This window comes from Neptunicella plasticusilytica (assembly GCF_047922965.1).
Classification (GTDB): domain Bacteria; phylum Pseudomonadota; class Gammaproteobacteria; order Enterobacterales; family Alteromonadaceae; genus Neptunicella; species Neptunicella plasticusilytica.
On record NZ_CP150481.1, the window covers coordinates 4291022 to 4306483 of the forward strand.

Annotated in this window: 11 protein-coding genes and 1 tRNA gene; 5 read left to right on the forward strand and 7 right to left on the reverse strand. The window is 46.4% G+C overall.

The features are described from left to right. Nucleotides 1-16: 16 nt before the first annotated feature. Nucleotides 17-631, reverse strand: coding sequence for a trimeric intracellular cation channel family protein (locus V1467_RS19380; protein ID WP_416306629.1), 615 nt, complete (start codon nucleotides 629-631; stop codon nucleotides 17-19). A 371-nt stretch (nucleotides 632-1002) separates the two neighbouring features. Between V1467_RS19380 and V1467_RS19385 the strand changes: the two genes are divergently transcribed. The 3 genes from V1467_RS19385 to ilvA are packed head-to-tail and all read left to right on the forward strand — an operon-like array spanning nucleotide 1003 to nucleotide 5386. Further along, nucleotides 1003-1938, forward strand: coding sequence for a branched-chain amino acid transaminase (locus tag V1467_RS19385; protein WP_416306630.1), 936 nt, complete (start codon nucleotides 1003-1005; stop codon nucleotides 1936-1938). A gap of 35 nt (nucleotides 1939-1973) precedes the next feature. After that, entirely contained in the window at nucleotides 1974-3821 is a 1848-nt protein-coding gene (gene ilvD, locus V1467_RS19390; protein WP_416306631.1) for a dihydroxy-acid dehydratase, read from the forward strand. Nucleotides 3822-3835: 14 nt separating this feature from the next. Beyond that, entirely contained in the window at nucleotides 3836-5386 is a 1551-nt protein-coding gene (gene ilvA / locus V1467_RS19395) for a threonine ammonia-lyase, biosynthetic (protein WP_416306632.1), read from the forward strand. On the opposite strand, the gene V1467_RS19400 is transcribed toward ilvA, so the two are convergent. Both V1467_RS19400 and ubiK read right to left on the reverse strand, forming a co-directional pair. Next, nucleotides 5383-7272: a putative bifunctional diguanylate cyclase/phosphodiesterase gene (locus tag V1467_RS19400; protein ID WP_416306633.1), complete on the reverse strand. Its 1890-nt coding sequence runs from the start codon at nucleotides 7270-7272 to the stop codon at nucleotides 5383-5385. The two genes, ilvA and V1467_RS19400, sit on opposite strands and share 4 nt — an antisense overlap. A 103-nt stretch (nucleotides 7273-7375) precedes the next feature. Beyond that, entirely contained in the window at nucleotides 7376-7618 is a 243-nt protein-coding gene (gene ubiK / locus V1467_RS19405; RefSeq protein ID WP_416306634.1) for a ubiquinone biosynthesis accessory factor UbiK, read from the reverse strand. Nucleotides 7619-7801: 183 nt separating this feature from the next. On the opposite strand from ubiK, the gene rep reads away from it, so the two are divergent. Continuing rightward, nucleotides 7802-9817, forward strand: coding sequence for a DNA helicase Rep (rep, locus tag V1467_RS19410; protein ID WP_416306635.1), 2016 nt, complete (start codon nucleotides 7802-7804; stop codon nucleotides 9815-9817). A gap of 7 nt (nucleotides 9818-9824) precedes the next feature. Here the strand turns inward: rep and V1467_RS19415 are convergent, their stop codons facing one another. After that, complete coding sequence (locus tag V1467_RS19415) at nucleotides 9825-12440, reverse strand: EAL domain-containing protein (RefSeq protein ID WP_416306636.1); 2616 nt, start codon at nucleotides 12438-12440, stop codon at nucleotides 9825-9827. Between the two features lie 117 nt (nucleotides 12441-12557). After that, on the reverse strand, nucleotides 12558-12953 hold the full coding sequence (locus V1467_RS19420) for a c-type cytochrome (protein ID WP_416308729.1): 396 nt from the start codon (nucleotides 12951-12953) through the stop codon (nucleotides 12558-12560). Between the two features lie 508 nt (nucleotides 12954-13461). On the opposite strand from V1467_RS19420, the gene V1467_RS19425 reads away from it, so the two are divergent. After that, nucleotides 13462-13538, forward strand: a tRNA-Arg gene (locus tag V1467_RS19425). A 391-nt stretch (nucleotides 13539-13929) separates the two neighbouring features. Here V1467_RS19425 and V1467_RS19430 read toward each other — a convergent pair. Together V1467_RS19430 and agaR are read right to left on the reverse strand one after the other, a co-directional pair. After that, complete coding sequence (locus V1467_RS19430) at nucleotides 13930-14511, reverse strand: ACP phosphodiesterase (RefSeq protein ID WP_416306637.1); 582 nt, start codon at nucleotides 14509-14511, stop codon at nucleotides 13930-13932. A 91-nt stretch (nucleotides 14512-14602) separates the two neighbouring features. Further along, nucleotides 14603-15373: a transcriptional repressor AgaR gene (agaR, locus tag V1467_RS19435; RefSeq protein WP_416306638.1), complete on the reverse strand. Its 771-nt coding sequence runs from the start codon at nucleotides 15371-15373 to the stop codon at nucleotides 14603-14605. Nucleotides 15374-15462 lie beyond the last annotated feature (89 nt).

The following is a 15462-nucleotide window of genomic DNA, read 5'->3' on the forward strand; positions in this document are numbered from 1 at the left end:
TCCCGTACCGGATTAACTATTCGGGTTGATTAAATACCGGCAAGCTCCAGTGCCAACGCATGGCCATAATACGCATTGTTAATGTAGTAATGCCACCGATCACCATACAGTATTCAGCGGCGAGCCCCAGATACCAGGCAAAACAACACAATGAACCACCCACAACACAGGTAGTGGCATAGAGTTCACCTTTGAGTACCAGGGGAATTTCGCGGCACATTACATCCCGAATCAGGCCACCAAATACTCCTGTCATGGTGCCCATCACTACGGCGACAAGTGGCGTCACACCCAGACTCAAGGCTTTCTGGACGCCCATGATATTGAAAAAGGCCAAACCGATTGCATCGGCTAACAGTAAAAAACGCAACGGGAATTTGTCGTTATTGCGTACCCAGATGATGGTAAAAAATGCCGCGATCAGAATTGAATATAAATAACTGTTATCCTGCACCCAAAACACCGGCACATCCAGAATCAAATCCCGTGTAGTGCCGCCTCCTATTGCCGTCACTGAAGCCAGCACCACTACACCAAAGCCGTCCATATGCTTTTTATGCGCCATCAAGGTACCGGAAATAGCAAACACCGCCACCCCCAAGATATCCACCCAATGTAACCATTCGTTCATTATTTCAACCGTTTAATCTTAACTTATGCAGCTTTATAACAATTTTATGCAGGATTTGCTTGATCTGATTAGGCTCCGCATGATAACTCTATAGGCATTGCTTGTCGGAGCTATTATGAACAATAACATGATTTCAATTTCAATCTCTGTGGACGTGGTGGTGATTATTCATCAAACCGGGGATTTTGGTTGAGTCGATAAAAGCGAGCTGACACTAAACCCCCGGATTAACAACCCGGGGGTTTTTGTTTTGTGCATATGAAATACAAACACGTCCTAACGGCTCAGCCTAATTGGTTGTATTATTGGGCTTGGTCGCCAGCATAGACGTAGATGAACCGCTTCTAGACAAAGACCGAAAAGGAACGATGATGACGAATAAAACAGCTGAATTTATCTGGTTTAACGGTGAAATAATGCCCTGGCAAAATGCCACCGTGCATGTCATGACGCATGCCATTCATTATGGTTCTTCGGTATTTGAAGGGGTACGTGCCTACCACACGCCGCATAAAGGTACCTGCGTATTCCGTTTAAATGAGCATACGCGCAGATTGCAGGATTCCGCCAAGGTGTACCGGATGACCATTCCCTACACACAAGAGCAGATTAATCAGGCAATTAAAGATTGTATAAAAGCCAATAACCTGGAGTCGGCCTACATTAGACCTATCGCTTTTTACGGTGATATCGGCGTAGGTATCCGGGTGCCGTTCGGGCAAGAAACGGAGTTGGCCATTGCCGCATTTGAGTGGGGTTCGTTTTTAGGGGAAGAAGGACTTCACGAAGGGGTTGATGCTTGTGTGTCCTCCTGGAGCAGGCTGGCCGCCAATACCATTCCAACCGGTGCCAAAGCGGGCGGCAATTATCTTTCATCACAACTTATATCGATGGAAGCCAGACGTCACGGCTATGCTGAGGGCATAGCGCTGGATATAAACGGTTTTGTCAGCGAAGGTGCCGGAGAAAATTTATTTGTGATTCGCGATGGCGTGGTCTCGACCACACCTTGTACCGCGGCTATTCTGCCCGGCATTACCCGCGACACGCTGATAACCTTGTTTAAACAACTGGGGTATAGAGTGCGGGAAGAAAATATTCCCAGAGAATCGCTGTATCTGGCAGATGAAATACTGATGTGTGGCACCGCGGCCGAAGTAACACCGGTGCGCAGTGTGGACGGTATCAAGGTAGGAAATGGCAGCCGCGGTCCCATTACCGAACAAGTACAAAAACTGTTCTTCGGATTGTTTGATGGCAGTACCGAAGATCAATGGAACTGGCTATCGCCAGTAGATTTTAGTTAAGTAAAGACACAGAAACGACTGACAGGATATAGACAATGCCCAAATTACGTTCAGCAACATCTACTCAAGGCCGAAATATGGCGGGAGCTAGGGCCCTTTGGCGGGCAACTGGTATGAAAGACGGTGATTTCGGTAAACCGATAGTAGCCATCGCTAACTCTTTTACCCAATTCGTGCCGGGCCATGTGCATTTAAAAGATATGGGCCAGTTGGTTGCGCGCAGCGTCGAGGAAGCCGGAGGCGTTGCCAAAGAATTCAATACCATCGCGGTAGATGACGGCATCGCGATGGGGCACAGCGGTATGCTTTACAGTTTACCTTCCCGTGAACTGATCGCCGATGCGGTGGAATATATGGTCAACGCCCATTGTGCCGATGCACTGGTTTGTATTTCCAATTGCGATAAAATCACTCCGGGCATGCTGATGGCCGCCCTACGCCTGAATATCCCCGTGGTATTTGTATCGGGCGGGCCAATGGAAGCAGGAAAAACCAAATTATCCGATCAAATTATCAAACTGGATCTTGTCGATGCCATGGTGGCAGCCGCTGACGATAAAGTATCAGACAGCGATAGCGATAAAATTGAACGTTCCGCCTGTCCTACCTGTGGTTCCTGTTCCGGCATGTTTACCGCCAATTCGATGAACTGTTTAACCGAAGCTCTGGGCTTGTCATTGCCGGGCAACGGCTCAATGCTGGCAACCCATGCGGATCGCGAGAATCTGTTTAAACGTGCAGGTAGTCTGGTGGTCGAATTGTGCCAGCGCTATTACCAACAAAACGACGAAACGGCGTTGCCGCGCAATATCGCCAATCGTACGGCTTTTGAAAATGCCATGAGTCTGGATATTGCCATGGGTGGCTCGACCAACACTATTTTGCATTTGCTAGCGGCCGCTCAGGAAGGTGAAGTAGACTTCGTTCTGGAAGATATTGATCAGTTGTCCCGTAAAGTCCCGCAACTATGTAAAGTCGCCCCGTCCACGCCTGAATATCATATGGAAGACGTACATCGTGCCGGTGGGGTATTGGGTATTTTAGCCGAGCTGAACCGAGCCAAGCTGTTTAATCCCGACAATCCGCATATTCTGGGTAAAACGATCGGCGAGGTGATCGCTGATTGGGATATCATGGATCCTGACAATCATTCGGCAACCACTTTTTATAAAGCCGGCCCCGCCGGGATCCGCACCACCCAGGCATTTAGCCAGAATTGCCGTTACCCCACCGCCGATACAGATCGTGAAAAAGGCTGTATCCGCAGTTTAGAGCATGCGTTCAGTACAGAAGGTGGTTTAGCAGTCCTATCAGGGAATTTAGCTGAGAATGGTTGTATCGTAAAAACCGCTGGCGTGGATGAGTCTATCCTTAAATTTACCGGACCGGCACGTATCTTCGAGAGTCAGGATGAAGCAGTAGCGGCGATTTTAAATGATAAAATTGTTGCCGGTGACGTGGTGGTGATTCGTTACGAAGGTCCTAAAGGTGGGCCCGGCATGCAGGAAATGTTGTATCCGACTTCCTATCTTAAATCCAAAGGTTTGGGCAAATCCTGCGCGTTGCTGACTGATGGCCGCTTCTCAGGCGGAACCTCGGGTTTATCCATTGGACATTGTTCACCCGAGGCTGCCAGCGGTGGTGCGATTGCGTTGGTTGAAGAAGGGGATTTAATTGCCATCGATATTCCTAACCGTAGCATTCAGCTCCAAATCTCGGATGCCGAGCTGGCCAGTCGTCGTGACAAAATGAATAACAGTGACAAACCCTGGAAGCCAAAAGAGCGTGTCAGGGAAGTGTCTGTCGCGTTGAAAGCCTACGCGATGATGGCCACCAGCGCCGATTTGGGTGCGGTGCGTGACAAAACCTTATTTGAAGATTGAATCGGAGATTTAAATTGACTGTAAGCAACAGTGAGTACTTACATAAAATATTATTGTCGCCCGTCTACGAGGCGGCAGTAAAAACCGATTTGGTTAAGCTGGACAAATTATCGGCCGAGCTGAACAATCCGGTTTATCTGAAACGTGAAGATCAGCAGCCGGTTAAATCCTTTAAACTACGCGGCGCTTATAATCGCCTGTGTCAGTTGTCTCAACGCCAGCTTGATGCCGGGGTGATTGCTGCATCAGCGGGTAATCATGCCCAAGGGGTGGCCTATTCCGCCAAAAAAAAGGGTATTCAGGCCATTATAGTGATGCCGGAAACCACGCCGGAAATCAAAATTGAAGCGGTACGTAACTTTGGTGGTGAGTACGTAAATGTCGTATTACACGGTACCAATTTTGATAGCGCCAGTCTGCATGCCAGAGAGCTGGCCGAACAGCACGGCTACACCATGATCCCGCCGTTTGACAATCCCGATGTGATTGCCGGACAAGGCACCATTGCACGGGAAATGCTGGAACAAAATCCGGATCTGGAAATATTGTTTGTGGCAGTTGGTGGCGGTGGTCTGATTGCCGGCATTTCGGTGTTTCTTAAGCAACTAAAGCCGGATCTCAAAATTATCGCGGTAGAATCCGACGAATCCGCCTGTTTACAGGCCGCATTCGAAGCCGGTCATCCCGTCGAGCTACCCTCTGTCGGTATTTTTGCCGACGGAGTGGCAGTTAAAATTGTCGGCGCCGAGCCATTTCGTTTATGTCAGCAGTTTGTTGATGAAGTAGTAACCGTCAACAGCGATGAAATCTGTGCCGCCATCAAGGATATTTTTGATGATACCCGGGTAATTGCCGAACCGGCTGGTGCCTTGTCGGTTGCGGCCATCCGTAAATATGTCAAACAACATCCCGAGATACAAAACAAAAATATCGGCGGTATTTTATGTGGTGCTAATATCAACTTCCATACCCTGCGTTACGTCTCTGAACGCTGCGAACTGGGTGAACAGAAAGAAGCTGTATTTGCTACCCGTTTGCCTGAACATAAAGGTGCATTCCGTCAGTTTTGCCAACTGCTGGGCGGACGGGCTATTACCGAATTCAATTACCGCTACGCCCGGCCGGAAGAAGCTCATGTCTTTGTCGGATTAAGATTGCGTCAGGGCAAACAGGAATTCGCGCATATCTGCAACAACCTCGAACAGCATGACTACAAGTTGTTTGATTTGTCTGACAACGAGATGGCCAAACTGCATGTGCGTTACATGGTTGGTGGTCGCCCGATAGGTCTTGCCAATGAACATATCTATTCATTCCAGTTTCCGGAACACCCCGGTGCGCTAATGAAGTTTCTGGATACCTTGGGTGAGCGCTGGAATATCACCTTGTTCCATTATCGTAATCACGGCGCTGCAGATGGCCTGGTTCTGGTAGGGTTTGATATTCCGGCTGATTCACAAGCCGACTTTAATCAGCATCTACAGCAACTGGGCTACCATTTTAATGAACAGACCGATAATCCGGCTTACAAGTTTTTCTTGTCGGATATTAACGGTCTAAGTTAACTTGATTGGCTCTGCAAGTATTGAATAAACTCATCTTCGGGTAGCGGTTTTGACCACAAATAGCCTTGGGCGAAATCGCACCCGGATTTATGTAAGGATGATGCGATGGCGGTTGAATCAACGCCCTCGGCAATAGATTTGAGACCCAGATTGGCTGCCATTTGGATAATAGTAGTGACGATGGTTTTTTCCTGATGGCTGGTCAACATCAGTTGCACAAATGACATATCAATTTTTAATGTGCCTATCTGCAGATTTTTAAGGTAACCGAGGTTGGAATAACCTGTGCCAAAATCATCAATAGAAAAGTGCACACCCGACTGACCCAGCCGGGTGAGGCAATCAATCATCGGCGTACTATGTTCCAGAAACAGCGATTCGGTCAATTCCAGCTCAAGGCAGTGGCCTTCGAGTTCATGCTGTTGCAATGCCTGTAACACAACATCTGTCAGGTCACCTCGTTTAAACTGTAACGGCGAGACATTCACAGCCACTGTCAGTCCGCCAAACCCGCGCTGATGCCATTGTTTACATTGTTGACAGGCCTGCTGGATCACCCATTTTCCTATCTCGATAATGCAGCCAGACATCTCAGCCAGATGAATAAAGTGATTGGGCATCAACAGCCCGTAACGCGGATGATTCCAACGCAGTAACGCTTCTGCGCCAATTACCTTACCATTAGCCAGATCAATTTTGGGTTGATAAGCCAACCAGAGTTCGTTGTTACTGACCGCAACACGCAAGTCGGCAATCAAACTGATATCTGACTGAGCATCCTGTCCCATTTTATCTTCATAGAACAAATAATTGTTCTTTCCTTTGAACTTAGCCGCGTACATAGCCAGATCGGCCTTGCCGCACAACGAGTCAAAGTCGTCACCCTGCTCCGGAATAACCGCAATACCGATTGAGCAGGTGACACTCAGGTCGTTACCCTGCACTTTTACTGGCAAAATAATATTGTTAAGAATTTTGTCAGCCAACTTTTCTAACTGCTGGTGATTATCCAGATCTTCGACAATCACCAGAAATTCGTCACCACCGAGTCGAGAGATCGTATCGCAGTCACGCAACAGCTCAACTAAACGTTGGGAAATACCCACTAACAGCGCATCGCCTACCTGATGCCCTAATGAATCATTAACATGTTTGAAATTATCTAAATCAATAAACAGCAGACTGGCGAGTTTTTGGTTACGGTTCGCCCTGGAAAGTGCTTGTTTAAACCTCTCCTTGGCCAGACTGCGGTTGGGCAAGTTGGTCAATACATCATGGTGCAACAGAGTATGAATCTGCTGCTCTGACTCGACTACCCGCTTATTTTCTTCAGAAACACGTTTTAGCGCAGTACGTAAGTCATTGGATAACAACCAGACACAGTAGGTTGTCAGCAAGAGTAAAATGCAGATCAGGATCGCCGCACCAAAATCAGATGGCAGCGCCTGATGTAAATAGATTCCGGCTGTATTGACATAGCCAATAGCCAGAATATTGGCAACGATAAATGCCAGCAAAGCTTTGAATAACCGTTGTGATCCCAGGATAACCGCGAAAATCAGAATGCCCGGAAACGCAATCAACGCTTCGTCACGTAACCCCTGATTGCACCAGATCAGGTAAGTAAGGGCTAAGGTAACAGACCACATAAAAGCCGCGGCGACTGTATCGATATCACCTGTTTTGGCTTTTCGGGAAATAACAAAAATGCTCAGAAATAACAGCAGCAAAACAGGTATTTCGGCCCATTGGCCAAAATACATGCGATGTAGAATAACGATTATTATAATGACCCGGGAGACTAGCAGCGCCTGAAGTAGTCTGTTACGCCTATAACCGTGGGCAAGTATTGCGGCGACTTCGCTAGGGTCGTACTTTTCTGTCACCCTTTACTCCTAAGCTAATCCATCACATGCCAAGAAAGCTGATTGAGCTACCCAGGTGATGCAACGTATCCGAAGATACAAGATGAGCAATTGCAGTTAGAGCTTAGTCCTGTTTTTCCAGTTCAGCCAGACGCGCCTCTAGTTCCACCAGTTTTTCCCGGGTACGAATTAACACCTGACTTTGAACATCAAATTCTTCGCGACTGACGAAATCCAGACGGCTAAGCTGATGTTGAAGCACCTGTTTTACTTTTGATTCAGCACCTTCAGCCATATTTTTGATTCCCGGAGGCACGGCATCGGTAATTTGTTTGGCAATTTCTTCCAGTTTTTGTGGATTAATCATAAATCAGATTCCAATAGTCTGTTTGTCTGGCTGCTTTGCTTTATTGTAACGGATAATTCAGCAAAGCGAACACCCGTTTTTTACCGCTACCTTGATGGTAGAGCGCCCCATATATACAACACTTGTCTGGTATAAACAGCGATAATTTTTTACAATCCCCGCCCCGTCATCCAAGGTATACAAATGAAGCTCAATCCGGCACAAAACGAGGCAGTCACTTATATTTCCGGCCCTTGTCTGGTATTGGCCGGAGCCGGTAGCGGAAAAACCCGGGTGATCACCAATAAAATTGCATATCTGGTGCGCGAATGTAATATGCCGGCCCGTTATATTGCTGCGGTGACTTTTACCAACAAAGCCGCTCGAGAGATGAAAGAACGGGTGGGGCAAACTCTGGGTAAAAAAGAAGCCCGGGGACTGAAAGTATCCACATTCCATACCCTGGGTCTAAAAATTATCAAATCCGAGGTCAAACAATTAGGGATAAAACCCGGGTTCTCACTTTTTGATGATAAAGACAGTCTGAGTCTGCTCAAAGATCTGACTATGGATTTACTCGACGGCGACAAGGAACAACTGTCCTTGCTGCAAAGCTGTATTTCCAACTGGAAAAACGATCTTAAAACCCCTGAACAACTCAGTCATATGCAATTATCACCGGGCGAAGTGGAGTTTGCCGGCTTTTACCAGCAATACCAGAATCATTTGCGTGCCTATAACGCATTGGATTTTGACGATCTGATCCTGTTACCCACTTTATTGCTGAAAACCAACGAAGCGGTACGCCAAAAGTGGAACATGCGCATCAAGTATCTGTTAGTCGACGAGTATCAGGATACTAACACCAGCCAATACGAACTGGTGCGTCTACTGGTAGGGGAGCGTCGCCATTTTACCGTAGTAGGTGATGACGATCAGTCTATCTACTCCTGGCGCGGTGCGCGTCCGCAAAACCTGGTGCTACTACAGAAAGATTTTCCCAGTTTGAAAGTGATTAAGCTGGAACAGAACTACCGCTCCTCCGAGCGAATTTTGCATTGCGCCAATATCCTTATTCAGAACAACCCCCATGTGTTCGACAAAAAACTGTTTTCCACTTTGGGACAAGGCGAAACCCTCAAAGTCATCCCCACCAAAAATGAAGATGATGAAGCTCAGCAGGTTGTCGCAGAACTGATGGCACATAAATTTATGAACCGCACCTCGCATAAAGACTATGCGATCTTGTACCGCGGTAATCACCAGTCCCGACTGTTTGAAAAAGTGCTGACCACCAATAAGATCCCTTATAAAATCAGCGGTGGTATGTCCTTCTTCGGTCGCGCCGAAATCAAGGACATCATGGCTTATTTGCGCTTGCTGGTGAATCAGGATGATGACAATGCGCTGTTGAGAGTAATCAATACCCCAACGCGAGGGATTGGCCGTACTAGTCTGGAGAAGTTGGGTAATTTTGCCAACCAGTTAAAAATCAGTTTATTCGAAGCAGCCTGCCATCCCCGATTACAAGATGCCATTAGCGGTAAACCTTTGGTGGCGATAGAGCAATTTAGTCGCTGGTTGGTGGAACTGGCCGACAATGCCGTGCGCGGTGATGGTGTGGCAGTGATTCGCGATATGATTAAATCCATGCATTACGAAGAATACTTGTACGAGTCCAGCACCAGTCCTAAAGCAGCAGAAATGGGCATGGCTAATATCAGTACCCTGTTTGGCTGGATCAGCGATATGCTCGAAGGCAATGAGCTGGATCCCCCCATGACACTGCAGGAAGTGGTTAACCGTCTTATTTTGCGCGATATGATGGAAAGGGGTGAAGACGAAGAAGAGGCTGATCAGGTACAACTGATGACCTTTCATGCCTCCAAAGGACTGGAATTTTCCTATGTGTTTATGGTGGGTATGGAAGAAGGCTTATTACCGCACCAATCCAGCATCGATGAAGACAATATCGATGAAGAGCGACGACTAGCTTACGTAGGTATTACCCGCGCACAAAAAGAACTGTTTTTTACCCTGGCCCGTGAACGCAGACAGTATGGCGAAATTATCCGCCCTGAACACAGTCGCTTTCTGGATGAACTGCCCTTTGATGATGTGGTGTGGCAAGACAAAAAAGTCAAAGCCGATCCCCAGGAGCGGCAACGCAAAAGTGAAATGGGTATTGCCAATTTGCGCGATATGCTGGGTAAACCCTAGAGGCTGTTTATTCAATACTGGTTTTATCTGATCTCACCACTAACTTCTGGGCTTTTTGGACAAATGCACCCTGCCCATACAAACAACCAATACTGACAAGTTCACGATGCTGTTGAGCTGTTTCGATACCTTCTGCAATCACCTTGAAATCCAGATGCTCACCAATATTCAATACCGACTGGATCATTTTCAGGTTTTTCTGTGAACGTGGAATGGATCGGACGTAACGGTGATCAATCTTGACGTAATCGAGCGGGAAAGAATAAAGATAACTCAGTGACGCCAGACCACTGCCAAAGTTATCCAGCACCAACTGAATACCGGCCTTTTTCAACTTGGTCAAGGCGGGCAGAATATGCTGGGAACGGCGATTAAGGGCATTTTCGTCAAATTCAAAAACCAGATGGTAGGGGTTGATCCCGGTGGCACGAATTTTATCCAGCAAGGAATTCACCAGTTTAGGCTGCATCAGCTGGTTAACCGACACATTAATCGCAATTCTGTAACGTTTTTCCGGGCCGTCTGAATATTGCCACTGACGCAACAGGGTACAAGCCTGCTCCACCAGAAAATTGTCCAATTCCAGGGTTAGACCACTCTCCTCAGCGACCTGACAAAACTGTTCGCGCTGAATTTTGCCCAGGCGGGGATGTTCCCAACGGATATAAGCTTCGAAATACAAAAATTCTTTGGTTTCCAGATTAAGCGCGGGTTGAAAAAAGCATTCAAAAGCAGATTCGCGTAAGGTACGACGAAACTCGCTTTCCAGTTCGAGTTCTTCCAGCAATTTGTCGCGCATACTTTTGTTGAACAAAGCGTAGCGTCCTCGCCCCATCGATTTGGATTGATACATCGCGGCATCTGCATCGCGGATCACTTCATCAGCCGTCTGATACCAGCTTTCCATCATGGCAATGCCGATACTGGCACCGGAATACATTTCCTTGTCTTCCAGCACAAAGACTTTTGCCAACGAATTAATAATACGCGTGGCAACATCTTCAGCGTCTTCGACTGATTCAAAGGTGTCCAGCAGGATAACAAATTCATCACCGCCCAAACGGGCCAATAAATCATGACCGCGAATACATTTACTGATCCGCTTGGCAACCTCAATCAGGAACATATCCCCGGCATAGTGGCCAATCGTATCGTTTATCTGCTTAAAGCGATCCAAATCAATAAACAATACCGCAAAGTTTTGATCCTTATGGCGTTGCTTGTTGGCCACCGCCAGTTCCAATCGATTGGTGAACATGACCCGATTCGGCAAACCGGTTAGTGCATCATGATGAGCATCATGGATCAGTTTCAGCTCGATTTTTTTACGTTCTTCAATCTGTTTTTTAAGAGTTTCGTTGGTCAAGTTCAGCTCTGTAGTACGTTCCTGAACTTTTTCGGCCAATTGCTGATTGTATTTTTTGATACTGTCAGCAGCGCGCTTACGTTCCATCGCTACCGCAATATGATGAGAAACAAACTTGAGTAACTCAAGATCCCTTAGGCTATAAGGTGAATCTTCATCATAGGTTTGTACTGCAATCACTCCGTAGATTTCGCCTTCGACCACTAGCGGAGAGCCCAACCAGGAATTCGACGTTTGTGCCATATTCTCCGGAATACGCTTGTCCAGTTCACCAGCATCAGCCAAGGCTTTTACTTTGGATTTATCAATAAGAGCAGCTTGCCCGTTACGCAAGACATATTCTGTCAATCCACGCCCTACCGGTCGAGGTTCGATGGTAGACGTAAACTCGTCACTAAAATAAGGGAAATTAAGAGTGTTGCGCTCTTTATCCAGAGTGGCAATATAACAGTTGGGAGCGCTGATTAGACGGGATAACACATCATGCAAGTTAACGTAAAAATTGGTCATTTCGCCATCGACAGATGCCGATAGTTCAGAGATTTCAAACAATGCCTGTTGCAGCGCCTCCACTTTTTGGCGCTCCGATATTTCTTCTTCCAGATCCTGGTTAATCGCCTGTAATTGCTGGGTGCGCTCAATAATCGTTTGTTCAGTCAACTCGCGGCTTTTTACCCGATCCAGTGCATTGACGATATGTTGCGAAACAAACAGCAAAACTTCCAAATCCTGTTCGGTATAACGCTCAGATTCATCGTAACTTTGCACCACCAAGGCACCAATCACCTGCTCGTCACGTTTTAACGGGATCCCGATCCAGTCAACCGGATCAGCGCCGATTTCATCAACATCGACCCCCTTTAACTGCTCGTCGACGTTTTCTTTGGTCAGAAACAAATGGGTGCCGGTACGGAAAATATGCGCGGTAAGACTTTTTTTCATTTCCGCAGCAGGAATGGTGGGTAAGGTAAGTTCGTCAAACTCGTCAACAATGTAAACAAAATCAACGGTTTCCGCTGCACTGTCATGTAATGCAACGAAGAAATTTCTGGCGGTCATAAAGCCAGCAACAATTTTATGTACTGCAGGGTATAGATGCGACAGCTCATTAACTGAACTGGCTAATTCAGAAATATCAAACAGCGCCTTTTGAATCAATTCAGCGCGTTTATATTTATCAGTTAACTGCTGTAGTTGGGGAACAAGTTCCCGTAACTCCTTAACAGATAACTCATTGGCTTGACTTTCTTCCGTCATGGAACCTCAGCGCCTTCTACTCGCTGTAAATTAGACAATTTGACGACGTAAAAGCATACAATGATGAACAAGAAAAGACCAACAAATGTCAGTCTTTTCTAACGGCGGTTCAATAAATTAAAGCCCTTCGATCATATATTCAATTGCCGCTTTAATTTCATCTTCCGAACAATCGCCACAAGTGCCCTTGGGAGGCATGGCATTATATCCGGAAAGTGCGTGCTTGATTAACACGTCTTCACCTTGTTCAATCCTCGGTTCCCAAGCCCCAGCGTCTCCTTTCTTGGGCGCTCCCATTGCACCGGTGCCATGACAAGCGAAACAAGAAGCCTTAAACACATCTTCACCGGAACGCGGGCCTGAACTGGCTGCCGTTTCTTCAACCGCACCGGCTACGGTGACTTGGCCTACCGGTTTGATTCTTTGTTTTATTTCTTCTTTGGACATATCTGTTGCTTGGCTAACAAAAACTACCAAGCTCATCAACACGACTAATAATGCTTTTAAATTCAATTTCACAACGCTTCCCCAATAACGGACTTTTATCGTCAATTATCAACTAGATCGAGACTAAAGAGCTACGATTATAACGACTAATTAATGCCCTACAAGACTTTCGTCTTTAATCACCGCACAAAAACTAGGGCTAAATCATTAATTTATTTACAAACTTATAAATAAGTTGAAGCTACATGCCTGTCTGCGTATCATATGCGCCGCTCAGGGCTAGCCCCTGAAACAATTTAAGCACCCGTAGCTCAGTTGGGTGAACCACGCCCGGAATTTGCGAGAGCACGCAGCAAATTCAGTGGTGAACGCGAAACAACGGATGTTGAGCTGGAACCAAACTACATGGACGTAATAAAAACGCGTTAACAATTTAAGCACCCGTAGCTCAGCTGGGTGAACCCCGCCCGGAATTTGCGAGAGCGCGCAGCAAATTCAGTGGTGAACGCGAAACAACGGATGTTGAGCTGGAACCAAACTACATGGACGTAATAAAAACGCGTTAACAATTTAAGCACCCGTAGCTCAGCTGGATAGAGCGCTGCCCTCCGGAGGCAGAGGTCAGAGGTTCGAATCCTCTCGGGTGCGCCAACAAGTAATAAGCCGACAGCTCTTTAGTCGGCTTTTTGCTTTTTAGTATTCCGGGTGGGTAGAACCTCTGCAGGTTCGACAAATTTGAACGCACTTTAGTGCGGCCCGTAGGGCAAAATACAGGGATGTATTTTGTAATCTTCTCAGGTGCACCATTTATAAAGGAATGAAGCCTGATTATCTTCTTCTAAAAGATTTTTTTGAAATATGCAGCAAATGTGTAGCAGTATCGTTGTTAAAAAAGAAATGAAATTTCGCTTAAGGACAATATATTCTTTAGGTGTCTAAAGAAAGTACGCGTGTAAAATTAACGGATATCCAAGTCAAGGGCAAAAACCCCGTATAACGATATCCAGTTCCTATTAATGTACAAGGGTGAATCGTTTCAGACTTACTCCGGCCCATATTGATCTACATGTTGAATCAGCGTCGGAAAGAACTGATTAAAACATTGCTCGAATTCAATATAGTTTTGTTCGATATCCTTGATGCTGCCAGCAAACTGGTTGGTAAAACGGATACGCTTGGCAATAGCGTCTAATGCCCGGGCCACGCCATCCAGACTTTGATACTGGCTGAGCCATTGATGTTCAACCATACTACCGATCACTTGCTGCATACGAGGTGGCATAATGGCTAAACGCTGCGCCAGCTTGGCATAGGCTTGCTGACAGAATTGATCAAAATCCGTTTGACTGTATTCAGACCAATGCACAATCAGGTAATGATCGAACAGAACGTCCAGCGCAATACCGGCAAAGCGGCGCTGCGAGTGTCTAAATTGCTGTTTGGCTTGCCTGATCACTGGGTGGGTGTCGGTATATTTATCGACCATACGATGGTTGCGAAGGCCGGCCAGTATTCTGTCAGAAAATACCGTTGTATCGATCCCACGACAAAAATCCCCCAACAGGTTACCCGTATGGGAATCAGGGTTAGGCTGGGCCAGAAATAGATGAGCAAGATAATTCATGTACAAAGGCTATATCAGAACGCCTCGCGCATAAAGACGCTCGGGATAGCCACAGCAATATCGGAGTCAGATTAAGCCTAGGCGCCGTCAACTACACAACTATGGTTTCAATACCCAGTTTTTTTAAGCCTTCGAGATATTCTGGCTGTATAGCATTGTCGGTAACCACTTTGGTGACATTCTTAGGTTCGAGAATTTTATGCAGGCAGATATTGCCGAATTTGGAAGAGTCGGTAACCACTATCACTTCGCTGGAAATGGAACACATTACACGGTTTAACTCGGCTTCCGCTTCAAAATGTGTGGTGATCCCCCGCTCCATATGAAATCCATCCACCCCAAGAAACAACTTATCTACATGCAGCCTTTGTAGGGCGTGTTCTGCACTTTTGCCGTAAAAAGAATTACTTTTGCGGCGCAGGGTGCCCCCCAATGAAATCACTTCAATCTGTTTATAGGGGGTCAGCTCTGTAATGATGTTGTGGCAATTGGTGACTACCGTAAGGTCTTCTTTTTCTGACAGATTAGCTGCAACCTGCAATGTAGTTGAACCGGCGTCCAGGATGATTGAATCACCACTATGTACTAGATCTGATGCAATTTTACCTATGTTAATTTTGGCAGAGGTATTGATATCTTTTTTTCGTTCAAAGGGCGATTCTATTGCAAATACATTGCTCATCGACAACATGGCACCACCATAGGCTCTGGTGGCAATTCCCTGTTTTTCCAGGAATTGCAGATCCTTGCGTATGGTCACTCCTGATACAGCAAACATCTGTATCAGATCATTCACTTGGACACTGCCTTTGTCCCTGAGCATGGTGGCAATTCTATCTCGTCGATGACTGGTATCGCGCACGTTATTCCCTTGAATTTCATTTAATCTTTAATGTGTAAGGAATTGTAGTTCTTTAAGCTAAAGCGATGCAATTGAAACTTTGCTAAATA